Origin of the sequence: Shinella sp. WSD5-1 (assembly GCF_963942435.1) — a bacterium.
Lineage (GTDB): Bacteria > Pseudomonadota > Alphaproteobacteria > Rhizobiales > Rhizobiaceae > Shinella > Shinella yambaruensis.
In genome coordinates, this window is the sequence record NZ_OZ012596.1 from 1,976,566 (window position 1) to 2,000,695 (window position 24,130).

The following is a 24,130-nucleotide window of genomic DNA, read 5'->3' on the forward strand; positions in this document are numbered from 1 at the left end:
GCGCCTCAATCCGGATCGAAGCGGAGCGCCACGCCGTTCATGCAGAAGCGCAAGCCCGTCGGCGGCGGGCCGTCCGGGAAGACGTGGCCGAGATGGGCGTCGCAGTCCGAACAGCGGATCTCCGTGCGCGTCATGCCGTAGGAATAATCGGAATGGTCGCTCACCGCGCCGGGCTCGATCGGTTGGTAGAAGCTCGGCCAGCCGGTGCCGGAATTGAACTTCGCCTCCGACCGGTAAAGCGGCCTGTCGCAGCAGATGCAGCGATAGGTGCCCTTCTTGGAAAGGTCGAAATCGGGGCTGGAGAAGGCGCGTTCCGTGCCGTGCTCGCGCGTGATGCGGAACTGCTCCGGCGTCAGGATCTCCCGCCACTCGTCCTTCGTCTTGTTGACCTTCAACGTCTTCGTGTCGCTCATCGCGTCCTCCTGTCGATGCATTAGATAGGACTTCGATTGCGGCAAAACAATTGGCCCGATCGCTTGAAAGTTGCGTCTGTTCCTCCTATCCTCCTTTTTTAAGGAAAGGAGGAAAACATGCCTTTGAACATCAAGGACGAGGAGGCCCATGCCCTTGCCCGCATGCTGGCCGAAGCGACCGGCGAAAGCCTGACGCGGGCGGTAAAGGTCTCCATCGAGGAGCGTCTGGCGCGCGTGCGCCATCTCAAGGCCGTGCGCCTCGCCGACCAGCTCGACAGGATCGCGCTTGATTGCGCCGGCCTGCCCGTGCTCGATGCGCGAACGCCCGAGGCTATTCTCGGTTATGATGAAAGCGGCCTGCCGCGATGATCGTGCTGGACACGTCTGCGCTGATCGCCATTTTGACCGACGAGCCGGAGCGGCGGGCGTTCAACGAGGCCATCGAGCGGGCCGCAACCCGCGTGATGAGCGCGGCGACATTGCTCGAAACGAAGATTGTGCTGTTTGCCCGCCATGGCGGCGCGGGTGTCAACGCGCTGGATGCCTTTCTGCTGCGCGGTGATATCCAGGTCACGCCGGTCACCGCAGCCCAGGCGGAGCTTGCCTTCGAGGCCTTCCGGCGTTTCGGCCGGGGCACGGGTCATGCCGCACATTTGAACTATGGTGATTGTTTTTCCTATGCATTGGCGCGTGAAAACGACGCGCCCTTGCTGTTCAAGGGTGGCGATTTCCGCCATACCGACGTAGAACCGGCGATCTGAAAAAAACACGGCACGACGGGCAAAGCCCGCGCATGAGGGAGAGGGGATGATACCAGACACGATGGGCTTGACCTTCCTTGCCTTCTGTCTGCCGTTTCTCGGCGCGCTGGTCGCGCCGGCGCTCACGCGGCTCCTCGGTCACCATGCCGCCTGGCCGCTGGCGCTGGTGCCGGCCGCGATCTTCCTCCACTTCCTCGGCTTCAATGCGGAGGTCTCGCGCGGCGAGATCGTCACGGGCGGCTATGCCTGGGTGCCGTCCTACAATGTCAGCTTCTCCTGGCTGATCGATGGCCTGTCGCTCGCCTTCCTGCTTCTGATCTCCGGCATCGGCACGCTCATCGTGCTCTATGCCGGCGGCTACCTGAAGGAACATCGGCACCAGGGACGGTTCTTCTCCTTTATCCTGATGTTCATGGGTGCGATGCTCGGCCTCGTCGCCTCAGACAGCTTCCTGATGCTCTTCGTGTTCTGGGAGCTGACCTCGATCACCTCCTTCCTGCTGATCGGCTTCGACCATGCGCGGGAAGCCTCGCGTCGCGCCGCGCTGCAGGCGCTGGTCGTCACCGGCGGCGGCGGGCTCTTCCTGCTGGCCGGCCTGCTGCTCCTGTGGAACGTCACCGACGTCACGCAGCTGTCGCTTCTGATGTCCTTCGGCGCGGAGGTGCGGGCAAGCCCGTTCTACCTGCCGCTGCTCTTCCTCATCCTCGGCGGCGCCTTCACCAAGTCGGCGCAGTTCCCGTTCCATTTCTGGCTGCCGAACGCCATGGAGGCGCCGACGCCCGTCTCGGCCTATCTCCATTCGGCCACCATGGTGAAGGCCGGCGTCTACCTCCTGATGCGGCTCAACCCCGTCATGGGCGACACGCTCGCCTGGGAGACGATCCTGCCGGCCTTCGGCGGGCTGACGCTCATCGTCGGCGCGGTGCTCGCCATCCGCCAGACCGACCTGAAGCTGATGCTCGCCTATACGACGGTCGCCTCGCTCGGCCTTCTCGTGATGCTGACCGGCTTCGGCTCGCAGCATGCGGTGGCCGCCGCCGCGCTCTATCTCGTCGCCCACTCGCTCTTCAAGGGCGCGCTCTTCATGGTCGCCGGCCTCATCGACCACGAGACGGGCACGCGCGACATCACCCGGCTCGGCGGGCTCAGGCGGGCGATGCCCGTCACCTTCCTTGCCGCGCTTTTTGCCGCGCTCTCGATGGCCGGCCTGCCGCCCTTCTTCGGCTTCCTCGCCAAGGAGGAGATCTATGCGGCGCTTGCCGGCGGCAGCCCGCGCGCCGTCGCGTTCACCGCCGCGGCCGTCGTCGGTAACGGGCTGATGTTCGCCGTCGCCTTCGCGGTGGCGCTGAAACCGTTCCTCGGCGCGCCGGTTAAGACGCCGAAACATGCGCATGAGGGGCCGGCCCTCCTGTGGATCGGCCCCGTGCTGCTCGCCGTCAAGGGGCTGGTCATCGGTCTCTTCTCCGCCGTCACCCATGCCCTGCTGACGTCGCCGCTCGCCTCCGCCATCGCCGGCATGCCGCAGACGGTCACCATTTCGGCCATGCCGCATCTCGGCCTCGCGCTGGCGCTGTCCGTCGTCACCATTGTCTTCGGCATCGCCGTCTTCCTCTTCATCGACAAGGCGCGCGCGGCGGCGAACCGGCTGGTCGAGGATATCGGCTGGGGACCGGACCGCGGCTTCGACCAGGTGATGACGGGCCTCGTGCGCGCCGCCGCGGCGATCACCCGCCTCGTCCAGCCCGGCCGCATGGAGATCTACATGACGGCGACCTTCGCGGTGATCGCGCTGGCGCTGCTCGTGCCGCCCGCCGTCTATGGCGAATGGCCGCGCCTGCCGGTCTGGCCGGCCGACATGCCGTTCCACGAGCTGGCGGTCATGGCGCTCGCGGTCCTCGGCATCGGCGCGGTGCTGACGGCGAGCAACCGCCTGACGGCCATCGTCGCGCTCGGCATCCAGGGCTTCTGCGTCGCATTGCTCTTCCTGCTGTTCGGCGCGCCGGACCTCGCCTTCACGCAGTTCATGATCGAGACGCTGTCGGTCGTCATCCTCGCCCTCGTCATGACGCGGCTGAAGCTGACGCCGCGCGACCACCGTCCCTTGCGCGAGAAGATCCCGGATGCGGTCATCGCCATCGCCTGCGGCCTCGGCTTCTCGCTCTACCTCCTGAAGGTCACGCAGGGCCGCTTCGACACGGCGCTTACCGATTTCTTCAACCTCTATTCCAAGACGATCGCGCATGGCGCCAATGTCGTGAACGTCATCATCGTCGATTTCCGCGGCACGGACACGCTGGGCGAGATCGCCGTCGTCATGGTGACGGGCCTGGCGATTCTGTCGATCATTCGCATCCGCAAGGGGAGGGCGTGATGGGCTGGGTCTTTGGTCGCCGTCCTCAGAGGCAGGGCAATGCCATTACCCCCCTCTGCCCTGCCGGGCATCTCCCCCACAAGGGGGGAGATCGGCAAGGGGCGGCCACCGTGCTCGGTCAGCCACGTCGGAGACGGGCGGAACATCTCTCTATCCAATCTCCCCCCTTGAGGGGACGATCGCATATGGCGTTCGACGGTGCGGCTCTCCCCTTCTCCCCCGTGGGGAGAAGGTGGCCCGAAGGGTCGGATGAGGGGGTGGCTCGGATCGAGCCTTTGCGCCTTCGCCATCCCCCTCATCCGCCTGCCGGCACCTTCTCCCCGCGGGGGAGAAGGGGATGGAGCAACGGTTTCCTTCCATGTGCGATCGCCCAGCCCCTGAGGGGGAGATGCCCGGCAGGGCAGAGGAGGGCGTGCCGGCACGCCTCAGCGAAAGGCCGGCACCCATGAACACGCTCATCTTCCGCACCGTCGCCCCGTTCCTCACCGCGCTCATGGTGCTGTTCTCGCTCTTCGTGCTGCTGCGCGGCCACAACGAGCCGGGCGGCGGGTTCATCGGCGGGCTGATCGCCGTCTCGGCCTTCGCGATCTACGGCATCGCCAACGGCATTGCCGCCGTGCGCAGGGCGCTGTGGTTCCATCCGATGGCGATCTCGGCCTTCGGGCTCTTCATCGCGGCGATCGCCGGCCTGATGTCGATCTTTTTCGCCGTGCCCTTCATGACGGGGCTCTGGGTCTACCCGGTCATCCTCGGCGTCGAGATTCCGCTTTCCAGCGTCATGCTGTTCGATACCGGCGTCTATCTCGTGGTGGTGGGCGCGATCACCTCGATCGCCCTGGCGCTGGAAGCGGAGGAGGACGCCTGATGGAAGTACCCTTCGTCCTCCTCATCGGCCTGTTCTTTTCCGCGGCCGTCTATCTGATGCTGTCGAAGTTCCTGGTGCGCGTGCTGCTCGGCGTCGTGCTGCTCGGCAATGCGGTGAACCTCCTCATCTTCACCAATGGCCGCATCCTGCGCGAGGTGCCGCCGATCATCCCGGCCGGCCATGACGTGCCGCAGGCGCTCACCGCCAATCCGCTGCCGCAGGCGCTCATCCTGACGGCGATCGTGATTTCCTTCTCCTTCTTCGCCTTCCTGCTGGTGCTCGTCTACCGCGCCTACCAGGATCTCGGCACCGACAACGGCAACGAGATGCGGCTGGCGGAGCCGGAGAACGACCCCCTTCCGCCGACCGGCTACTGACAGGAACCGACCCGCCAATGGCCGCAACGCCGACCGATCTTACCGCAGCCCTCGTCATGACCCCGGTCGCCCCCGCCGACTGGCTGGTCGTGCTGCCGCCCGCCTGGTGCATCCTGGCCGGCGCGGTGCTCCTGATGGCCCGCAAGTCGCTGCACCTGCAGGGCGTCCTCGCGGTTCCCGCGCTGGCCGTGCTGGTGCTGCTCGATGCGCTGCTCTTCGCCCATGTTGCGGAAAACGGCCCCGTGACGATGGTCATGGGCCGCTGGCTGCCGCCCTTCGGCATCGCGTTCACGGCGGACCTGACGGGCGTGCTCTTCGCCCTTGCGGGCGCTGTCGTGGCGCTTGCCGGCGCCGTGCACGCGCTCACCGATATCGACGGCAGCGGCCGGCGCTACGGCTTCTATCCGTTCCTGCTGCTGCTGATGGCCGGCGTTTCCGGCGCCTTCCTGACGGGCGATATCTTCAACCTCTATGTCTGGTTCGAGGTGCTGCTGATCTCGTCCTTCGGCCTGATCACGCTCGGCTCGGAGCCGCGGCAGATCGACGGCGCGATCAAATACGCCTTCCTGAACCTCATCGCCACGACGCTGTTCCTGATCACGACCGGCTATCTCTACGGCATCTTCGGCACGCTCAACATGGCCGACATCGCCACGAAGGCGGCGGCGGGCCGCGCCGAGCTGCCGCTGATGACGCTCGCCATGCTCTACCTCACCGCCTTCGGCATGAAGGCCGCGGCCTTCCCGGTGAATTTCTGGCTGCCGGCCTCCTACCACACGCCGCGCATCGTGGTGTCCGCGCTGTTCGCGGGCCTCCTCACCAAGGTCGGCATCTATGCGCTGCTGCGCACGCTGATCATGCTCTTCCCGGTCGAGCGGGAGGAACTGAGCTTCGTCATCGCGCTCACGGGCGCGGCCACCATGCTCCTCGGCGCGCTCGGCGCGCTCGGGCAGAACGACATCCGCCGGCTGCTCGGCTATCTCGTCATCTCGGGCATCGGCATCATGCTGGCCGGCCTGTCGCTCGGCAGCCCGGGCGGCACCGGCGGGGCGATCTTCTATGCGCTGCATTCCATGGTCGTGATGACGGGGCTCTACATGGCGGCGGGGCTTGCCGGGCGGCTTTCCGGCACGTTCGATCTTTCCCGCCTTGGCGGACTTTATACGCGCTCGGCGCTGTTTTCCGCGCTGTCGCTGGTGCTGTTCTTCGCCGTCTCCGGCCTGCCGCCGTTCTCCGGCTTCTGGCCGAAGGTCATGGTGGCCAAGGCGGCCATGGATATCGGCGCCTGGTGGCTGGCGGCAGTGGTCTTCCTCAGCGGCTTCCTGACGACCATCGCGGTCGGCCGGGTGTTCCTCTTGGCCTACTGGCGCCCGGCGGACGGTGCCCTTGCGGCAGAGGCCATTCCGGCAAGCGCGCTGCTGCCGCTTGCCGTGCTCACCGTGCTGACGGTGGTCTTCGGCCTCTTTCCGGATGGGCTGCTCTCGACCATCCAGCTCGCCGCGCAGGGGCTGGCCGATCCGCGGGCCTATGTCGGCTCCGTCTTTCCGGGAGGCAACTGACATGCGGCCCGCCTTCACCGTCGCCCTGTTCGCGCTCGCCTGGCTTGCCGTCTCCGGCAGCTTCACCATTCCCAACCTCTTGCTCGGCATCGTCGCGGGTGCCCTGTCGCTCGCGCTGATCCGCGATCACATCCGGCCGGACGGAAGGCGTATCCGGCCGCTGAAGGTGCTGTCGCTCCTCCTGCTGTTCATCAAGGAACTGGCGCTCTCCGCCTGGAAGGTGGCGGTGCTGGTGGCGAGCCCGAAAATGGCGCTGAAGCCCGGCATCTTCGCCTTTCCGCTGACGGTCGACCGGGATTTCGAGATCACGCTGCTCGCCAATCTCATCACGCTGACGCCGGGCACGCTCTCCGTCGACGTCTCCGCCGACCGCAAGGTGCTCTACGTGCACGCGCTCGACTGCTCCGATCCCGTCGGCGCGCGGCGGGACATCGCCGGTGGTTTTGAGAAGAAGATCCTGGAGGCTTTCCGCTGATGGGCGCCGAAACCGTCATCTCCGCCGCCGCCACGATCGCGCTCTTCCTGATGTGCGCGGCCTTCTTCCTGACGGCCTACCGGGTCGTCAAGGGGCCGACGCTGCCGGACCGCATCGTCGCGCTCGACATGCTGGTGGCCATCGCCATCGGCTTCATCGCCGTCCTCGCCATCAGGACCGGCTTCAACCTCTATATCGACATCGCCATCGCGCTCGGCCTCGTCGGCTTCCTCGCCACCGTCGCCTTCGCGCGTTTCGTGCTGCGCCAGGGCATGGAGGCGGACGAACCGGCGGCAGGCGGCGAAAGCCCCGTCCGCAAGGGCGTGCGGCAGGGCAAAACGGCCAAGGCAAGGAGGCGGCGCTGATGCTGGATCTCGTTCTCGCGGTCGTCGTCGCCGTCATGCTGGTCGCCGGCGGCATCTTCACCTTCCTGGCGGCCCTCGGCATCGTGCGCCTGCCGGATGTCTATACCCGCATGCACGCCGCCTCGAAGGCCGGCACGGTCGGCTCCGGCCTCATGCTCTTTGCCGCCGGCCTCCATTCGCTCGATGCGGCGATCTTCACGCGGGCGCTCGCCGGCTTCGTCTTCTTCGTGCTGACGGCACCGATCGCCGCCCATCTCGTCGCCAGGGCGGCCCACGAGGCCGGCTATCGCCTCTCGCGCCATACTGTGCTTGACGAGATGCGCGATGCGCGCGAACGCGGCAACAAGAAGCGTTGATAAAGGGTTGAACGCCCAGTCCTCAGAAATTGTAGTATCCACTAACTTTTAGTGGCTTGCCTTTTCTATTGAAAGCTTCCGCTTTGTCTCCACAAAATAATACTGGACAATGAATTGTGGAATGGTATTTCAGACGAAGTAAAGCATCCGGGTTGAATAGGCTTGTATGCGGTTTTCCTGTTTAAGTTGAGTTCGAGCCGTATCTATGCCCATGAGGTATATGCCGGCAGGAGCTGGCGCATGACACGGCGGCCGCTATAGTGGAAGTTATATTGACGAAAATGTCTGCATTTCGACGGGCGAGCATTATTCTGCCACAGGATCACCCGACAAGGACGCTTTACGCCGAATTCATTGTCCAGGTCGATGGGTAGGGCCATCGACCTGCGTGTTGTCCGACAGGAGAAAGAAATGACCGAAACAAACCCTGCCGCCGGCTCCAATCTGCTTGTGGAATTGACCGCCGATATCGTCGCCGCCTATGTAGGCAATCACGTCGTTCCCGTCGCGGAGCTGCCGGGCCTGATCGCCGACGTGCATGCCGCGCTCAACAACACGACGCAGCCTGCCGCCGCCATCGAGGCCCCCGTTGTCGCCGAAAAGCCGAAGCCGCCGGTGCCGGTGAAGAAATCCGTGCAGAACGACTACATCATCTGCCTGGAAGACGGCCAGAAGTTCAAGTCGCTGAAGCGCCACCTGATGACCCATTACGGCATGACCCCGGAAGAATACCGCGAGAAGTGGGACCTGCCGGCCGACTACCCGATGGTCGCGCCCGCCTATGCGGAAGCCCGCTCGCGCCTCGCCAAGGAAATGGGCCTCGGCCAGCGCCGCAAGGGCAAGTAAGACCCGCATTCCGCTTGCATTTCGAAGGCCGGTCCCGCAAGGGGCCGGCCTTTTGCGTGCCGGCGGTTCGGGCGCATATCAGCAAGGGATTGAGGAATAAAAACCTATATGGGGATGTTTATCATAAATTTATGAAGAAATTCAAGGAAAGGTTGCGCCGATACGCTTCATTCGTCCCCACTCATCCTCTAGGGTGTATGAATAAATTCCTATCAACGGAGTGGCCAGTCATGCACCAGTTCATCGTTCCCCACCGGCGGTCGTCGCTCGAAACCCCGTCCTGCCCCGGTCCGGCGCCGGAAACCAAGGGGGCCGTGCCGGGTGGGGCAGCGCCGCCGGTGCCGGTCGTGCCGGCCGGCACCGCCTGCCGCATCGTGCGCCAGCTGGTGCTGGAAATGACGGCGATGGCGGGCGAGCGGCCGCTCTGGCGGCGCGACGGCCGGCGCACCACCTGCCATGTGCGCCAGATCGCCATGTATGTCTGCCATGTCGTGCTGCGCCTGTCGCAGTCCGATATCGGCGCCGCCTTCGGGCGCGACCGCACGACGGTCGGCCATGCCTGCAACGTGGTGGAGGACCGCCGCGACGATGCCGCCTTCGACGCCTTCGTCTCGGCGATCGAGCGTGTCGTGCTCTCGGTCTTCGGCCCGGCGGGGATCGGCAGCCATGGGTGAGGGCGGGGACACGACGAACGATGCGGCGCTCGCGAAGGTGCTGCGCCTCCTGCTGGCGGCCGGCGAGGCGAGGGTGGCCGGGGAGGCGGCGCTTGCGGCCGACGGGCGCCGGCAGCCGCTTGGCCCGGCGCTTCTCGCCGCGGCGCTGCGCCGCGGGCTTGTCAGGCGCGAGGGCGACCGGCTCTTTGCGACGGCGGAGGCGCGGGCCTATCTGAAGCGCAGGCTCTGCACGGCAGAGACGCCCTTCGCCGACCAGCACCGGGACCTCGCCGAGGTGACGGTGCTGCGCGACGGGGCGCGGGAGCGGGCGCTCGCCAACCGGCTGGAATCGCCGCTGGCGAGCCTGACCCGGCTGAAGGAGAAGACGGGCGAGGCCTTCCTGCCGGACACCGCCCTTGCCGCCGGCGAGCGGCTGCATGCGGATTTCACCCGCGGCGGCCTGCAGCCGCGTTTGACCATGTCTTGGGAGCCGCGCATCGCCGGCCGCCAGAAGGGCGAGGCGGGCGCGGTGCGCGAGCTTACCGACACCGCGCTTGCCGCCCGCCTGCGCGTGGCGCGGGCTATCACGGCGATCGGGCCGGAACTGTCGGGCGTCGCGCTCGATGTCTGCTGCTTCATGAAGGGGCTGGAGACGGTGGAGCGCGAGCGGCAATGGCCCGCCCGCTCGGCCAAGCTGATGCTGCGCGCCGCCCTGATGGCGCTCGCCCGCCACTATGCCCCGCCGGTCCCGGCCGGCCGGCAGGCCCATGCCTGGGGCGCGGAGGGCTATCGGCCGGAATGGATGGGGTGAGGGGGAAAGGGCGCGTTGCCGCGATTGGCTATGACCCTCTCCGCCTGCCGGTATCTATCCTTCATAAGCGGCGAGACCATCGCCTATGGCGTTCGACGTTGCTCCATCCCCTTCTCCCCCGCGGGGAGAAGGTGCCGGCAGGCGGATGAGGGGGATGGCGAAGGCGCAAACGATCCGTCCGAGCCACCCCCTCATCCGACCCTTCGGGCCACCTTCTCCCCGCGGGGGAGAAGGGGATGGAGCAACGTCGAACGCCATAGGCGATGGTCTCGCCGCTTGTGGGGAAAGGCCTTCCGGCCGCCTACGCCGCCACCCGCACTGCCGCCTCTTCCCGTATGCGGCGCACCATCGAGCGCAGGCCGTTGGCGCGCTGGGAGGAGAGGTGCTCGACGAGGCCGATGGCGTTGAAGGTGTCGATGGCGTCGAGGGCGGCGATCTCGGAGGCGCGCTTGCCGGAATAGATGGCGAGCACGATGGCGACGAGGCCGCGCACGATATGCGCGTCCGAATCGCCCTCGAAGGTCATCACCGGATCGGCGCCCGCACCGGCCTTGCTGACGAGCCAGACCTGGCTGGCGCAGCCCTGTACCTTGTTGGCGGCCGTGCGCTGTTCCTCCGGCAGGTCCGGCAGCGCCTTGCCGAGCTCGATGACGTAGCGGTAGCGGTCCTCCCACTCGTCGAGGAAGGCGAAGTCGTCGATGATCTCTTGCAGCGTGGCCATGGTTCTTCCGTGTGCGGGGACTGCCTTCATATAGGCGAGGCCGGCCGGAATTTGAACCGCAAAGCGTGCGGGCAAAAAGAAACGCCGCAGGGAACGGGTCCATGCGGCGGTTGCAGGGCAACGAGTGAGGCAGGCAGAAAATCGGGGCGGTATCAACCCTTGTGGTCGGGGCGGCGGGTCGGGATGGCGACGGTGCCGGTGATGACCTCGTCGTCGGCATCGATCGTGGCGACGGCCGGAAGCGGCTGGTCGAGGGCTTCCTTGGCGGCCGGATCGGCCTTGGCGACGGCGGTGCCCTCTTCGGCGAACTGGGTGTCGAGGAACTGATAGGCGATGCGGGCGCCTTCGCGGGCCCGGTGGCCGAGGGCGACGAAGGTCTCCGCGCCCTTCTCGCAGACGTCGGGCTTTTCCAGGCACATGGCGGTGACGTAATGCAGCGCTTCACTGGCGGCGGTGAACGTGTCGCCGATCTCGACCGCGGGGCCCTTCTCCAGCTTGGCGGAGGATTCCGCGTCCAGGAAGGGGAGCAGGACGAGAACCAGTGAGAACCAGAACGTTCCCTTGATCAGAAACCACATCGCTTGCCATCCTCGTTGTCGCCTCGGCTCTTTGCGGCCTTCGGCTCGTTTGGTCCTTGGCGAACCGTTGATGCGAGAATAGGGGCGGGAAGGAAATTCCCCTTTGCAGGAATCATTCGGGTTTTGCCCAGTTTTGATTAAAATGCGATCTATCGGCCCTCCGGCGGCACTTTAAACGCATTTGAGGCAGATTTTAGCGATCGCCGTTAAGGATCGTGGCGGGCCGCGCCGCGGCAAGGCGCCGGAATGCCGGGAGCGTCTCTTCCGGCCCCTTGCCCCAGAAGTTAATATGAACAGAAAAATGCCGCAAAATGAGGCGCTTACGCCCCGTTAACCACGCCGGACGAATGGCCGTTGGATTGCCCCGAAATGGGACTTTTGGGCCTTTTTGCCCCGCTTTCCGCCCCCGCCGTTTATTCTTTCCTTAAGTCGCCGATGCGATTTTGGGCGCACCAAAAGAAGATAAATGGCAGGGTATCGCGTTGCGCCAATTGACCACCATCGCTGACAGAATGGCAGCCCGCCTGGGCGCCGTTGCTGGCGTTGCTGGCGCGTCCGCTGCCGATCAGCGCCCGTCCGCGTCCCTGCGCGCCACCACGCTGGCGCTGCTGGCGGCCGTTCCCGGCCTGCCGCTCGTCCTTTCCGCCGTCATGCCCGCCTCCGCCGCGCTGCCGGCCGGCGTGGCGCTTGCCGGCGCCGGCGCGCTGCTGGCGGCCGCGGCCTCCTCCACCCTCGAGGCGAGGCCCGCGCCGCAGAAGACCTTCGCCGAGGAGCTGGCCGCCGCAACCCCGCCGGCCGCCTCGCCCTACGATCTCTTCGCCGGCCTCGTGACGCTGCACGATGCGCGCGGCTTCGTCACCGCCGTGCATGGCCGCGACCGCGCCGACATGCTCGCCTGGATGCGCGATCCTGCCGGCCGCGGCTATCTCGACCAGATCCATGTGTCCGACCGGCTCGGCTTCCTTGCCGCGATCGACCGCCTGCGCCAGGGCGGCACGCGCGAGACCGTCGAGATCCGCATCGACCGCCCGCGCACCGAGGCCGATGCCGAGCAGTTCACCCATATGCGCGTGGAGATGACGGCGCTTGCCGGCCCGGACGGCGCGCTTGCCGCCGTGGTCGCCCAGTCGCGCGACATGTCCGACGAGGCGAAGCTGCGCGGCGAGAGCGCGCGCAAGGCGGCCGAGGCCGAATCGGCCAACGACGCCAAGACGCGGTTCCTGGCCGCCGTCAGCCACGAGCTGCGCACGCCGCTGAACGCCATCCTCGGCTTTTCCGACATCCTCGCCGGCGAATATTTCGGCAGGCTGGAGAACGACCGGCAGCGCGAATATGTCACGCTGATCCACCAGTCGGGCTCGCATCTCCTGTCGGTCGTCAACACGATGCTCGACGTCTCGAAGATCGAGGCCGGCCGCTACGAGCTCCTGACCGAGCCGTTCCCCGTCGCCGACAGCGTCCGGGCCTGCGAGCAGATGCTCGGCCTCCAGGCGCGCGAGAAGGGCATCAAGCTGACGAGCCGCGTGCCGCGCGCCATTGGCGAGGCCATCGCCGACCAGCGGGCGATCCAGCAGGTGCTCATCAACCTCGTCGGCAATGCGATCAAGTTCACCGACCGCGGCGGCATCGTCACCATCGATGCGGCGCGCGAGGGGCGGGACCTCGTCCTGACCGTCAGCGACACCGGCATCGGCATTCCCGCCGACAAGCTGGCGCTGATCGGCCAGCCCTTCATGCAGGTGCAGAACGAATATACCCGCAAATACGAGGGCACCGGCCTCGGCCTGTCGCTGGTCAAGGGGCTCGTGGCGCTGCATGGCGGCAGCTTCGTCATCCAGAGCCGGCCGGGCGAGGGCACGGTCATCACCGTGCGCGTGCCGGCGGACGGCTCCGGCGTCGCGCCGGACAGCGAGCTGCGGCCCGGCTGCGCGCCCAACGCCGCATCCACCGTCGAATTCCCGCCGCGCCTTGCGGCCGTGGTCGAGACCGTTTACGAGCCGTCGCAGGATGGCAAGGACACGAACGATGAACGCGCACGTCAGAAGACAGCCTGAGCGGCGGCCCCAGGGCCAGGCCCGCAAGGGCCGGTCCGGCACCCGCGTGGAGCCGCGCCGGCCGAATATCGTGATCGCCGGGCTGATGGCGCTCGGCCGCCTTGCCGCGCGCCATCCGACCGCGCTCGGCGGCACCTGCGCCTTCGTCGTGGTCTTCTCCTTCGTCGCCGCCAATGCGCTGTGGTACCAGCCGGGTGGCCACCCGGCGCCCTTCCTGAAGATGCGCTCGGCCGACAATTCCCTCGGCTTCACCGCCACGAAGCCCGAGCCGCATGACGTGACGACCTTCGTCATCGAGCGCATGGAGGAGGGCGAGCCCCTGCCCGAGGTCACCGACGTGACGCCGGCCGAGCGGCCCTTCGACGAGGTGGCCAAGGTCATCGAGGGCAAGCCGGCCAGGACACAGGCGGCCGTCGAGGAGGACCCGGTCGCGGCCGCCATCCTGCAGGCCGAGGCCGATCCGGCGGTGACCTCCGCCGTCGCGCGGCCGGTGCCGAGCGAACTGGTGATGAAGATTCAGAAGGGCCTCAGCAACATCGCCTATACGGATATCGCCGTCGACGGGCTGATCGGCGAGAAGACCCGCACGGCGATCCGCCATTTCGAAAAGCACTATCGCCTGCCGGTCACCGGCGAGCCGAACGAGCAGGTGCTCGCCAAGCTGAAGGACATCGGCGCGCTCTGAGGCGCGCCGTCCATGCGACGAAAGTCGTATGCCGCAACTGGCACATCTACCGGTTGTTTCTAAAGGATGCGTTAACCATGTCTGCCGGATGATCCTTCGATCATCTGGAGGATCGATGAACCATGTCCAACGCTGCCTTGCGTGAGACTGCGCATACCCGGGAAGAGGACGAGGGGCGGGCGCCGGCCGATGGCGCGGCGTTGCGCCGGGTCGTCGGGGCGCTGGCCGTCGAGGCGTCGGATCTCGGCCTCCATCTCGTCGACATCGCCGGCTCCATCCAGGACACGGCCGCCCAGTCGCGCGAGCATGCGGCGCTCTTCACCCGGCTGACCCGGTCGGCGACCGCGATCGCCAGCGCCAACGGCGACATCGCCCGCGCGCTCGGCGAGACGGACCAGCTGGCCGCGAGCGCCCGCCAGGTGCTCGGCGAGCAGGCGGTGCAGCTCGACGGTTCGATTGCCGCGATCGACCACATGGTGACGGCCTCCAACGAGATCGGCACCGAAATCTCGGCCTTTTCCGGGGCGCTCGCCGATGTCGGCCGGCTGGCCGATGCCATCGGCACCATCGCCCGGCAGACGAACCTCCTGGCGCTCAACGCCGCCATCGAGGCGGCGCGTGCCGGCGAGGCGGGCAAGGGCTTCGCGGTGGTGGCGGCGGAGGTGCGGGCGCTGTCGCTCGAGACCTCCAGCACGACGGCCTCCATCCAGAAGACGCTGCAGGCGCTGCGCGCCCGCATCGACCGGCTGGAGGCGGCGGGCGAGGGCGCGCGCGTCTCCGCCGAGGGCGTCAAGGCGACGGCCTCGGCGGTGCAGGGCTCGTTTGCCGGCGTCGAGCAGGTGATGTCGAAGATCCTCGACAGCGCCTCGGCGCTTGCCGCGACGACGGGCGCGGTGGACCGGGAATGCAGCGACTTCGCGCGCGCGATCGGCGCGGCCTCGGCGGAGATCATCCGCTCGAACGAGGTGCTGCAGGGCGCCTCCGGCAAGGTCGGCGAGGTGGTGGCCATTTCCGAGCGCATCATCCAGGCGACGACGAGCGCGGGGATCGAGACGCCGGACAGCCCCTATATCCGCCTCGTGCAGCGGCTGGCCGGGGAGGTCTCGGCGCGCTTCTCGGCGGCCGTCGGCAGCGGCGAGATGGGCATGGAGGCGCTGTTCGACCGGCAGTACCGGCCGATCCCGGGCACCGATCCGGTGCAGATGACGACGCGCTTCACCGATTTCACCGACCGCGTGCTGCCGGCGATCCAGGAGCCGGTTCTGGCCGCGGACGCGCGCATCGCCTTCTGCGCGGCGATCGACGACCAGGGCTACCTGCCGACGCACAACCGCAAATTCTCCGAGCCGCAGCGGCCGGGCGATCCGGCCTGGAACACCGCCAACTGCCGCAACCGCCGGATCTTCGACGACCGGGTGGGACTGGCCGCCGGGCGCAGCACCGAACCCTTCCTCGTGCAGACCTATCGCCGGGACATGGGCGGCGGCCAGTTCGTGCTGATGAAGGACATCTCCGCCCCCATCACCGTCAACGGTCGCCACTGGGGCGGGCTCCGGCTGGCGATCCGGGTGTGAGGCGGGGTTTTTCCTGGCCGCGGTGACGGCGGTGCTGCGCCTCATCCCGCTGCCGCGACCTTCTCCCCGCTTGCGGGGAGAAGGGGAGGATGCAGTGTTTTCCCGGGTCCATCACGGTCATTGTTTGGGGAAACCGGTTCACCATCTTCCTTCGCCCCGCCTGCGGGGAGAAGGTCGCGGCAGCGGGATGAGGGGTCGCCAGGCTTCGCCATTGCCCGATCGCGCCGCGCCGTGTATGCCGCCGCCATGCGCCTTCGTTCCGATATCTTCGTGTCCGCCCTGATGCGCCGCGTCTTCGCCCGCGGCGATTTTGCGGCCATCGAGGTGAAGGGCGCGGAGGAGGCGGGGGCGGTGTTCGTGCGGCAGGTGTTCCGCGACGGGTCGGAAAGCCTCCATGCGCCGGCGCCGCAGAGTGTCTTCGAGGCGGAGGAGAGCGGGCTCAGGCGCTTCGAGACGCGGCTGGAGCGGGCAAGGGCGGAGGCGGTGGCCGATGCGCTCGCCCGGGAGCGGCGTTTCGATGGCGACCTCTGGGTGGTGTCGATAGAGACGGACGATCTTGGCGATCTCATCGACTTCGCCGGGGCCGAACCGAAGGACGACGGGTTCTTCCGGCGTTAACCCTGCCGACCGAAACCCGCAGCATCGATCCGGCCGGAACGGATTTCTGCCGGAAAGGCACCATAGCCAATCCGGCGGCAAGGCGTGGAGGCCCGCGTCGGGCGCCGCGCGGAAACAGGGAGATGGGCATTCTGCCGTTCGACGTGAAGCGGAAATGCTCCGGAATGTGGCAACGTCGATGATGGACGCCGGAAAGACATGAGCAAATACGACATTCTCACGGACCGGGCATCGACGCTCGTCGCCCGCGAGGCGGACAGCCAGTGGATCGTCGCGCCCGGCATTTCCATCGCCACGACGGGCCTTGCCGTCGATGCGGGCGGGGCCATTGCCGGCCGCACGCTTGTCGTCGACGGGACGATCCGGTCTTCGGCCGGAAATGCGGTCGTGCTCGGCGCGGGCACGCTCGGCAGCAATGCGGGAACCGTCGCGATCAAGCCGGACGGGGTGATCTCCGCCGCGCTGACCGGCCTTTCCGCCAGCGGCGGCGGGCTGGTCCTCTCCAACCAGGGCACGCTTTCGGGCGATGCGGCGGCCGGCAATTTCAGCGGCGCGGGCGCCAACATCACCAACCGCGGCTCGATGCTGTCCTCCGGCGGGACGGGGCTCAAGGTGACCGGCGGCGATGCGCTGGTGACGAACCACGGCACGGTGAAGAGCGCGGGCGATGCCGTCACGGTATCGGGCGCCAAGGCGATCATCACCAATTACGGCATGATCCAGTCGACGGCCGATGACGGCATCAGGAGCGCCGGCCGGGCGGCGATCGTGACCAACAGCGGCACGGTGGATGCGCAGCGCGACGGGCTGACCGTGACCGGTGCCGGCGCCATCGTCACCAACAACGGCAAGATCGTCTCGCGTGCCGACGAGGGCGTCGTGATCACTGGCGGCGGCGCGGTGATGGCCAACAACGGCACGATCACCGCGGCGAAGGACGGCGTGCGGCTCGACGGGGCGAAGGTCAATTTCGCCAATCACAAGACGATCACCGCGACGGCCGGCGAGGCCATCGATATCGGCGGCGCCCAGGCGCAGGTGACGAACAACGGCACGCTGAAGGGGGCTGCCGGCATCCTCAGCGACGGGGCCGGCGCGACGGTGACGAACAACGGCGCGATAACGGCGACGAAGGGCATCGCGGTGGCGCTGCTCGGCAAGGGGCTCAACACCTTTTCCAACAACGGCTCGCTGAAGGCGGAGGGCCTGGCGCTGAAGGGCGGCAGCGGCAGCGAGATCGTCACCAACAACGGCACGATCCGCGGCAATGTCGATCTCGGCGCGGGCAACGACACGTTCGACACGCGCGGCGGCAAGGTGACCGGCACCGTGGCGGGCGGCAAGGGGAACGATACCTATATCGTCGGCGATGCCCGCCTGAAGCTTGTCGAGAAGGCGGGCGGCGGCACCGACACGGTGCAGTCCACGGTCAGCTATACGCTCGGTGCGAATCTCGAAAAGCTGGTCCTGCTCGGCAAGGCCGGCATGAGCGGCACGGGCAACGAGCTCGCCAACGTGCTCATCGGCAACAGCGGCGGCAACACGCTCTCGGGCGGCGGCGGCAACGACATTCTCGACGGCGGCAAGGGCAATGACAGGCTGATCGGCGGCAGCGGGGCGGATGTCTTCCTGTTCGCCAAGGGCTCCGGGCGCGACACGGTGGCGGATTTCACGCCGGGCACGGACCGGGTCGACCTTTCCGGCCATGCCGACATTACCGGCTTTACCGACCTCATGGCGAACCATGCCGTTCAACGCGGCGACGACGTGGTGATCCGCGCCGGCAACGACATGCTGACGCTGGAGCATGTCACGCTCCGCGCGCTCGACAAGGGCGATTTCCTCTTCTGAGACCCTGTTCCCGCGGGAACATCACGGCGGCGTCCGGCATGGCAAAAGGGAGGCACGCAGGCATCGGCCTGCGTCGAACCCTCGGAGAAACGCCATGTTCATCGTGCTGCCCGCTCTTGCACTGCTGATTTCGGGAATGTTCGTCGTGACCACGCTCGCCGCGCTCTCGGCCGAGCGGAACGAAGGCGCGACGATTCGCGTACCGGCCAGGCGCCGGATTTTCTAATAGAAACGATCAGCCGGCGGCGCGGTGCCGTGCGGCTTCGGAGGACCTGTCGTGGTTATCCTGCCCATTCGACTTCGCGTCGTCGCCGTTGGCCGCCTTCGGCAGGCCATTGCCATTCGTGTAGCTGTCCGCCCGCTGCCAGCTTTCGACACGGTCGATCGCCTCGGCCGGGTCTAGCGCCGAAAGCAGCGCCGCAGCGCCCCCTTCGGCCAGATGGGGATAGATCTTCGTCAGCACGAACAGGCTGTCCGCGTCCGGAACGTCGAGCGCCAGCAGCGTCTCGGCGAGCTGCCGCCCGGACACATCGAGAAGGATGCGCTCGGACAGCCACTGGCTGGAACCGAGCGCGTCGGCGAGCGTGACGGCCAGCATGCCGGCCTCGCCCGCGCGGGCAAACCGCACGAACAGCGCCTGGTGGGCCTCCGTTGCCGGTTCGAGCCCGGGGGGCGCTTGGACGGCGGGCGTTGCGGCGCGCACCAGGGCGCGCAACTCCTCGCGGATCTGTTCTTCCCGCTCCAGCCTTGCCGCTTCCTTCAGCGACGCCTCGCGATCCTCGCCGGCCCTGCGGCTGGCATGGTCCTGATGGCTTGCGACCAGCGCCTCGACCACGGCGGGCGAGAGGTCGTCCCGCCGGCCGATGGCGCGGGCATGCTCCGGGCCGGCGGCGCGCAGCACGTGCATCAGCGTGTGCTCGGCAATGGCCTTCGAGCCCATGAGGAAGATGGCGGCGATGCCGATCGGCTGGGTGGCGATGAAGAGGGCGGTTTCGTCCGGCACCTGCGGGCAGCGCGAGAGCGCGGCGACGGCCTGCCGGCGGGCTTCCTCGGTGGAGGCGTTATAGAGCGGCTCGAAGAGCTCACCGAACTGGTGCAGGTCCGAGCGCGAGGGAAAACGCAGGCTCTCGAAGCTGGAGACCGTGGCCATCAGCACGATGTCCTTCGGCCGCCCTGCCTGCGGTCTCTCCAGTTCGCGAAACCTGTCCGCCACAAAACACCTGCTCAGTCCCCGGAACGGCAGCCCCCCGCCGCTTCCCAATCGTTCACGAAAAGTAGAGGAAAAGCGTTAGCAAGGCGTTAACCCTGCTCGCGCGGAAACCGCAATGTTTACAAGGCGGTGCCGCAAGGGTTGCGGCGGCAGGGCCGGCGGATGCGGACCGTATCGGCACAGGCCCCGCTCGCCCGGCGGGCGCTCCCGCCTGTACCGCAGGGAACAGCGAACACGCGCGCTTCACGCTAGTGTTAACAGCATGTTAACCCGATAGTCGCTAGTTTTAGGGGCAAGGATCGGCTCGTCTATTGCGATGGACGTGTTATGATTCGATCATGTGAGCGGTGGATCTGCCGAAAGGCACCCGCCGTTCCGCGAGGGAAAGGTGCGATGTTCCGGATGCCGGACGGTCGCCAGACACATTCCCGTGAATGGGAAACTTCTGGTCCCGTATCGCCGTTTTCCACCCGTATGCGACTGGGAAGACATCGATCTCATGTCGCGTCCGGGGGTGACGGAACCGGATGCACCGGCCCGTTGAAACGGGCAGGGTGAGATTGTAGGAGTGCTTCATCCGTCTCGATTCTTCTTTGGAGGCGAGAATGGCAGACGTGGTACGATTGAAGGAATGGCTCGCGCGAACGCCGCGCCGCGACACCCTGCGCCGGGAGGCTCCGGCCCAGGTTCTTCTTTTCACCGGCGTGAGATATGAACGCCTGACGCCCGCCATGCTGGCGGCCCGCGGCAAGGCGGCAAAGCAGGGCGCGCAGGACACCGCCCGCCGGCCCTGAAGCGTTTTTGATCGCCGCGCGCAGTGCGGCGACCTCTCCTCCGTCATGGTCGGGCTTGACCCGACCATCCACAGCAGCGCGTGCCGCGTGGACCCTCGGGTCAAAGCCCGAGGATGACGACGAAGGGAGAGGCGGAGTTGTCGTCAAGCAAGGCTCCTTTCGGAGCGATCCTTCCTATTGTTCCGCCGTGAAGGGCTCGCAGCTTGCATCCGCCAGAAAGGCGGTTGCCGCTTCCTCGCGGCTTTGCGTCGGCACGAAGGTGCGCAGCACGGCGTAGCCTTCCTCCCCGCGCATTTCCACGAGGATCGACTGTTCCAGCTCCGCCGGCACGGCCTTGCGGATGCCGATGAGCTGGATGGGCGTGGCGACCAGCGTGTCGAGCGCGCCGCTGACCGAGGTGCGGTCGTTCATGCTGAACACCTCGTTGGACGCGCTGTCATAGACGGCGAGCGACCAGAACGGTACCTCGCCCTCGGCAAACAGCCGGATCGGGCCGTTCTCCACGGAAAAGGCGCAGACCGCCGTCTTCATCGCCGGGTCGTCGTTTATCGGCACCAGCGTATCGCCGGCATCGGCCAGGGGGAAGAAGCGGTTCGTCTCGCCGAAGGCCTGCACGCGCGTATAGGCGTCACGGCCGGTGAAACTCGGCAGCGAGAGGATGATGACGATGTGCAGCAGCGCCGCGCCGACAAGGCCGACGGCGATGGCATAGAGGAAGCTACGCATCGGCACAGTCCAGCCTGACGATGCCGGGCATGGCAAGGTCGATGACGCCGGAGCTGCCGGCGGTCGGCGTGTCGAGCAGCGTCATGACCAGCAGGAACGGCGCCCTGCCTTCCGGCACGGCCAGCCAGTTGCCGGGCGTCGCCGAAGAGGCGATGCGGATGGAGAAATTGCTGTCGGTGCCGCGCAGCACCGACCAGGCATTGAGGCCCGTCGGCAGGCCGGCGCGGGCGCCCTCCAGCGGATTGCCGTTACGGTCCGCCGCATGCAGCGTCCACAGGCGGGCGGGGGGCGTGATGCCGCGGATCTCGTAGCGGCAGTTTTCCACGAGCGTGCGGTTCGCGCTGTCCGTGGCGGCGGTGAAGGTGAGGCCTTCCGCGCCGCCGAGCAGCAGCTTGCCGTCGCGGGCGCGGTGGGCCTTGGCGTAGGGGTCGGCGTCGATCGTCTGGGCGGTCGGGAAGGCGGTCCAGGGCCCGAGCGCGATGGCGCCGAAGCCGACTGTCGCGCGCAGCGCATAGATCGAGCTCAGGATGCCGAGGCCGAAGGCGACGGCGAGCGCTGTGGCGATGACGAGGGGCGTACGGAGCAAGGCGATCGACCGTTGGAATCAGGTTGCCGTCACTCTGTCCGCTTCGCGCGAGCAAGGTCAAGCGCCCCGTCGAGCGCGGCGACCCGGCCATCGGCCTTCAGCGCCGGCGCCGCGCCGAGCTCGCGGGCGACGTCCTTTAAGAGCTTCGTCACGTCCGCCGAGAGCGAGCGCGGGCGCACGAGCGCGGGCAGCGCGCTCTCGTCGCTCGATGTCGCGGCCACCTCGTTCGCCTTCTTGCCGTCGGGCAGGGGGTTCTCGATGCCGGGGATGGGGCGCAGCTCGATGCCCTGGTGGGCATAGTCCATCAGGCGCTTGAAGGTCATGGCAGGCAGCGAGCCGCCGGTCATGTTGTTGGTCGAGGTATAGTCGTCGTTGCCGAACCAGACGGCGGTCGTGTAGTTGCCGGTGAAGCCGACATACCAGGCGTCGCGATAGGCCTGGGTGGTGCCCGTCTTGCCGCCCGACACGATGCCGCGGTCGAGCGCGCCGCGCCGCGCCGTGCCGCTCACCGGGATGGTGACGAGGATGCGGTTCATCGAGGACATGGCCTGCTCGGACAGCACCTCCTTCGCCGGCGGCTCGTCGCGGCCGAAATCGTAGAGGATGTCGCCGTCGTAGTTGAGGATCTGGCTGATGCCGTGGCGGCGCGCCGAGACGCCGCCGGCGGGGAAGACGGCATAGGCCGTCGCCTGGTCGAGCACGGTGACCTCGGAGGTGCCGAGCGGCATGGTCTTGTCGGTGCGGATCGGCGTCTCGACGCCCATGGCCTTGGCCATCTCGGCGATGCGCTTGGTGCCGAGCTTGTCCTTGGCGAGGCGAACGGGCACGGTGTTGATGGACTTGGCGAGCGCCGTCATCAGCGTCATGCGGCCGGCATAGCTGCGGCCGTAGTTCTGCGGCGACCAGCCGCTCCAGCTGATCGGCGCGTCGACGATGGTCGTCTCCGGCGTCATGCCGGATTCCATCGCGGCCGAATAGGTATAGACCTTGAAGGAGGAGCCCGGCTGGCGCAGCGCGCGCGTGGCGCGGTTGAACTGGCTTTCGCCATAGTCGCGCCCGCCGACCATGGCGCGCACGGCGCCGCCGTTCTCCACCATGACCAGCGCGCCCTGCCGGACGCGATAGCTCTCGCCGTACTGGCGAAGGCTGCTTTCCACCGCCTCCTCGGCGGCGGCCTGCAGGCCCATGTCGATGGTCGTGCGCACGACGAGGGAATGCTGGGCGAAGGGCCTGGCGATGCGCTGCACCTCCTCGAAGGCCCAGTCGAGGAAGAAGTCGGGCGCCGCCTTCTCGTTGCGGTCGATGACGGTGGCGGGGTTGCGCCGCGCGGCGATCACCTGGCCCTCGGTCATCAGCCCGCCCTGCACGAGGTTGGTCAGCACCTCGTTGGCGCGGGCGCGGGCGGCGGGCAGGTTGACGTGCGGGGCGTAGCGGGCGGGGGCCTTGAAGAGGCCGGCGAGCATGGCGGATTCGGCAAGGTTCACGTCGGTGACGTTCTTGCCGAAATAGAACTGCGCCGCCGCGGCCGCGCCGAACGTGCCGCCGCCCATATAGGCGCGGTCGAGATAGAGGCGCAGGATCTCCTTCTTGGAGAGGTTGGCTTCCAGCCAGAGGGCGAGGAAGGCCTCCTTGATCTTGCGCTCGATGGTGCGCTCGTTGGACAGGAACAGGTTCTTGGCGAGCTGCTGGGTGAGCGTCGAGCCGCCCTGCACGACGCCACCGGCCCGGGCGTTCTCGTTCATGGCGCGGGCAAGGCCGAGGAAATCGATGCCGAAATGGCTGAAGAAACGGCGATCCTCCGTCGCCAGCACCGCCTTGATCAGGTGGTCGGGCAGTTCGTCGATCGGCGCGGAATCCTCGTGGATGATGCCGCGATGGCCGATCTCGTTGCCGTAGCGATCGAGGAAGGTGACGGCGAAATCGCTCTGGGCGCGCCAGTTGCCCTTGGTCTCCTCGAAGGCGGGGAGCGCGAGGGCGAGCAGCAGCACGAAGCCGGCAGTGCCGAGGTTCATGCCCTCGCCGGCGACCTCGAAGACCGCCTTCTTCCAGCCTTTGACGTGGAAGCGGCGGGAGAAGATGGTGATCTCCTCCCAGATCTCGGCCGCGCGAAAACCGGCGTTCCAGACCGTGGAATCGATCCAGGAATCGATGCGCAGGAGGATGTGCCGCTTGCGGCGGCGGGGTTTTGTCGGCGTCTGGCTGTCGTCTTCCACGGTTCGCATACCTTTGGCGGGGGCGGGTCGCAGCCTGCCTGCGTTGGGTTAACGTCCTCTCACCACCGGTTTATTCAGTGAGGATATCAGTCTTTTGAAGGCAACAGAACGGATTTCGCCGATTGGTCCTGGCAGCCGGCCCCTTGACCTTTGCGCCCAAGGGGTTCAGGGGTCGGAGATGACGATCAACAGTGCCGAAAAGCCGGACGACCTGCCGTTCTGGAAGACCAAGACCCTCGCCGAGATGACCGATCCGGAATGGGAGAGCCTGTGCGACGGCTGCGGGCTCTGTTGCCTCAACAAGCTGGAGGACTGGGACACGGGCGAGATCGCCTGGACCTCGATCCGCTGCGTGCTGCTCGACGGGGAAAGCTGTCGGTGCTCCGACTACGAGAACCGGCAGGCGACCGTGCCGGACTGCATCCGCCTGACGGTGGAGAGCGTGGAAAAGATCTCCTGGCTGCCGCCGACCTGCGGCTATCGCCTCATCCGCGACGGCGAGGACCTCTACTGGTGGCATCCGCTGGTGTCCGGCGATCCCGACACCGTGCACCAGGCCGGCATTTCCGCGCGCGACCGCACGGTGAGCGAGGAGGGCCTCGATGTCGACGACTACGAGGACTATCTGGTGACCTGGCCGCTGGAAGTGGGAAAGGGCAAGTAGCGGC

27 protein-coding genes are annotated in these 24,130 nt (G+C 67.1%); 20 read left to right on the forward strand and 7 right to left on the reverse strand.

The features are described 5' to 3' along the window. Positions 1-5: 5 nt before the first annotated feature. Positions 6-413: a peptide-methionine (R)-S-oxide reductase MsrB gene (gene msrB / locus AABQ55_RS09605; RefSeq protein ID WP_244769926.1), complete on the reverse strand. Its 408-nt coding sequence runs from the start codon at positions 411-413 to the stop codon at positions 6-8. Between the two features lie 117 nt (positions 414-530). Here msrB and AABQ55_RS09610 point away from each other — a divergent pair, with 117 nt between their 5' ends. The 12 genes from AABQ55_RS09610 (at position 531) to AABQ55_RS09665 (ending at position 9,852) form a co-directional block, all read left to right on the forward strand. After that, the gene (locus AABQ55_RS09610; RefSeq protein ID WP_272804858.1) at positions 531-782 is read left to right on the forward strand and encodes a type II toxin-antitoxin system VapB family antitoxin; all 252 of its coding nucleotides are present in this window, start codon (positions 531-533) and stop codon (positions 780-782) included. Then, complete coding sequence (locus AABQ55_RS09615) at positions 779-1,174, forward strand: type II toxin-antitoxin system VapC family toxin (protein WP_272804859.1); 396 nt, start codon at positions 779-781, stop codon at positions 1,172-1,174. Before AABQ55_RS09610 ends, AABQ55_RS09615 begins: the two co-directional genes overlap by 4 nt. Positions 1,175-1,220: 46 nt before the next feature. After that, on the forward strand, positions 1,221-3,545 hold the full coding sequence (locus AABQ55_RS09620; protein ID WP_272804860.1) for a putative monovalent cation/H+ antiporter subunit A: 2,325 nt from the start codon (positions 1,221-1,223) through the stop codon (positions 3,543-3,545). Positions 3,546-3,990: 445 nt separating this feature from the next. Next, entirely contained in the window at positions 3,991-4,410 is a 420-nt protein-coding gene (locus tag AABQ55_RS09625) for a Na(+)/H(+) antiporter subunit B (protein ID WP_272804861.1), read from the forward strand. After that, a complete protein-coding gene (locus AABQ55_RS09630; protein WP_133033142.1) occupies positions 4,410-4,787 on the forward strand; it encodes a Na+/H+ antiporter subunit C in 378 nt (125 codons plus the stop codon). Before AABQ55_RS09625 ends, AABQ55_RS09630 begins: the two co-directional genes overlap by 1 nt. Before the next feature lie 17 nt (positions 4,788-4,804). Further along, positions 4,805-6,346, forward strand: a complete 1,542-nt coding sequence (locus tag AABQ55_RS09635) for a Na+/H+ antiporter subunit D (RefSeq protein ID WP_272804862.1) — start codon at positions 4,805-4,807, stop codon at positions 6,344-6,346. 1 nt (position 6,347) lies between these two features. Continuing rightward, positions 6,348-6,821: a Na+/H+ antiporter subunit E gene (locus AABQ55_RS09640; protein ID WP_244769933.1), complete on the forward strand. Its 474-nt coding sequence runs from the start codon at positions 6,348-6,350 to the stop codon at positions 6,819-6,821. Further along, positions 6,821-7,186, forward strand: coding sequence for a cation:proton antiporter (locus AABQ55_RS09645; protein WP_272804863.1), 366 nt, complete (start codon positions 6,821-6,823; stop codon positions 7,184-7,186). Before AABQ55_RS09640 ends, AABQ55_RS09645 begins: the two co-directional genes overlap by 1 nt. Next, complete coding sequence (gene mnhG / locus AABQ55_RS09650) at positions 7,186-7,542, forward strand: monovalent cation/H(+) antiporter subunit G (protein ID WP_272804864.1); 357 nt, start codon at positions 7,186-7,188, stop codon at positions 7,540-7,542. Before AABQ55_RS09645 ends, mnhG begins: the two co-directional genes overlap by 1 nt. Positions 7,543-7,953: 411 nt before the next feature. Beyond that, positions 7,954-8,388 (forward strand): MucR family transcriptional regulator, encoded by a 435-nt coding sequence (locus tag AABQ55_RS09655; protein ID WP_272804865.1) that lies wholly within the window; start codon positions 7,954-7,956, stop codon positions 8,386-8,388. A gap of 230 nt (positions 8,389-8,618) precedes the next feature. Next, positions 8,619-9,062: a helix-turn-helix domain-containing protein gene (locus tag AABQ55_RS09660; RefSeq protein WP_244769937.1), complete on the forward strand. Its 444-nt coding sequence runs from the start codon at positions 8,619-8,621 to the stop codon at positions 9,060-9,062. Continuing rightward, entirely contained in the window at positions 9,055-9,852 is a 798-nt protein-coding gene (locus AABQ55_RS09665) for a DUF6456 domain-containing protein (protein ID WP_272804866.1), read from the forward strand. Before AABQ55_RS09660 ends, AABQ55_RS09665 begins: the two co-directional genes overlap by 8 nt. A gap of 301 nt (positions 9,853-10,153) precedes the next feature. Here the strand turns inward: AABQ55_RS09665 and AABQ55_RS09670 are convergent, their stop codons facing one another. Both AABQ55_RS09670 and AABQ55_RS09675 read right to left on the reverse strand, forming a co-directional pair. Further along, a complete protein-coding gene (locus AABQ55_RS09670) occupies positions 10,154-10,573 on the reverse strand; it encodes a SufE family protein (protein WP_244769939.1) in 420 nt (139 codons plus the stop codon). 152 nt (positions 10,574-10,725) lie between these two features. Beyond that, the gene (locus tag AABQ55_RS09675) at positions 10,726-11,151 is read right to left on the reverse strand and encodes a DUF5330 domain-containing protein (protein WP_272804867.1); all 426 of its coding nucleotides are present in this window, start codon (positions 11,149-11,151) and stop codon (positions 10,726-10,728) included. Between the two features lie 512 nt (positions 11,152-11,663). On the opposite strand from AABQ55_RS09675, the gene AABQ55_RS09680 reads away from it, so the two are divergent. From AABQ55_RS09680 to AABQ55_RS09705, 6 genes are all read left to right on the forward strand, one after another. Further along, entirely contained in the window at positions 11,664-13,205 is a 1,542-nt protein-coding gene (locus tag AABQ55_RS09680) for a sensor histidine kinase (RefSeq protein ID WP_272804868.1), read from the forward strand. Continuing rightward, entirely contained in the window at positions 13,177-13,890 is a 714-nt protein-coding gene (locus AABQ55_RS09685; RefSeq protein WP_272804869.1) for a peptidoglycan-binding domain-containing protein, read from the forward strand. The genes AABQ55_RS09680 and AABQ55_RS09685 overlap by 29 nt, the downstream gene beginning before the upstream one ends. 122 nt (positions 13,891-14,012) lie before the next feature. Next, positions 14,013-15,464 carry a methyl-accepting chemotaxis protein gene (locus AABQ55_RS09690; protein ID WP_272804870.1) on the forward strand — a complete coding sequence of 484 codons (1,452 nt, stop codon included), beginning with the start codon at positions 14,013-14,015 and terminating at the stop codon, positions 15,462-15,464. 246 nt (positions 15,465-15,710) lie between these two features. Beyond that, positions 15,711-16,082 carry a DUF1491 family protein gene (locus AABQ55_RS09695; RefSeq protein WP_272804871.1) on the forward strand — a complete coding sequence of 124 codons (372 nt, stop codon included), beginning with the start codon at positions 15,711-15,713 and terminating at the stop codon, positions 16,080-16,082. Between the two features lie 198 nt (positions 16,083-16,280). Beyond that, positions 16,281-17,933: a M10 family metallopeptidase C-terminal domain-containing protein gene (locus AABQ55_RS09700; RefSeq protein WP_272804872.1), complete on the forward strand. Its 1,653-nt coding sequence runs from the start codon at positions 16,281-16,283 to the stop codon at positions 17,931-17,933. Positions 17,934-18,027: 94 nt separating this feature from the next. Further along, on the forward strand, positions 18,028-18,159 hold the full coding sequence (locus AABQ55_RS09705) for a hypothetical protein (RefSeq protein WP_256388502.1): 132 nt from the start codon (positions 18,028-18,030) through the stop codon (positions 18,157-18,159). A gap of 9 nt (positions 18,160-18,168) precedes the next feature. Here the strand turns inward: AABQ55_RS09705 and AABQ55_RS09710 are convergent, their stop codons facing one another. Continuing rightward, on the reverse strand, positions 18,169-19,146 hold the full coding sequence (locus AABQ55_RS09710) for a DUF2336 domain-containing protein (protein WP_272804873.1): 978 nt from the start codon (positions 19,144-19,146) through the stop codon (positions 18,169-18,171). Positions 19,147-19,748: 602 nt separating this feature from the next. On the opposite strand from AABQ55_RS09710, the gene AABQ55_RS09715 reads away from it, so the two are divergent. Then, positions 19,749-19,937, forward strand: a complete 189-nt coding sequence (locus AABQ55_RS09715) for a hypothetical protein (RefSeq protein WP_272804874.1) — start codon at positions 19,749-19,751, stop codon at positions 19,935-19,937. Between the two features lie 174 nt (positions 19,938-20,111). Here the strand turns inward: AABQ55_RS09715 and AABQ55_RS09720 are convergent, their stop codons facing one another. The 3 genes from AABQ55_RS09720 to AABQ55_RS09730 are packed head-to-tail and all read right to left on the reverse strand — an operon-like array spanning position 20,112 to position 23,462. Then, the gene (locus tag AABQ55_RS09720) at positions 20,112-20,663 is read right to left on the reverse strand and encodes a DUF1254 domain-containing protein (protein ID WP_272804875.1); all 552 of its coding nucleotides are present in this window, start codon (positions 20,661-20,663) and stop codon (positions 20,112-20,114) included. Then, positions 20,656-21,249 (reverse strand): DUF1214 domain-containing protein, encoded by a 594-nt coding sequence (locus tag AABQ55_RS09725; protein WP_272804876.1) that lies wholly within the window; start codon positions 21,247-21,249, stop codon positions 20,656-20,658. Before AABQ55_RS09725 ends, AABQ55_RS09720 begins: the two co-directional genes overlap by 8 nt. Before the next feature lie 29 nt (positions 21,250-21,278). Next, on the reverse strand, positions 21,279-23,462 hold the full coding sequence (locus tag AABQ55_RS09730; RefSeq protein ID WP_443021090.1) for a transglycosylase domain-containing protein: 2,184 nt from the start codon (positions 23,460-23,462) through the stop codon (positions 21,279-21,281). Positions 23,463-23,640: 178 nt separating this feature from the next. Here AABQ55_RS09730 and AABQ55_RS09735 point away from each other — a divergent pair, with 178 nt between their 5' ends. Continuing rightward, positions 23,641-24,126: a YcgN family cysteine cluster protein gene (locus tag AABQ55_RS09735; protein ID WP_272804878.1), complete on the forward strand. Its 486-nt coding sequence runs from the start codon at positions 23,641-23,643 to the stop codon at positions 24,124-24,126. The last annotated feature ends 4 nt before the right edge of the window (positions 24,127-24,130 follow it).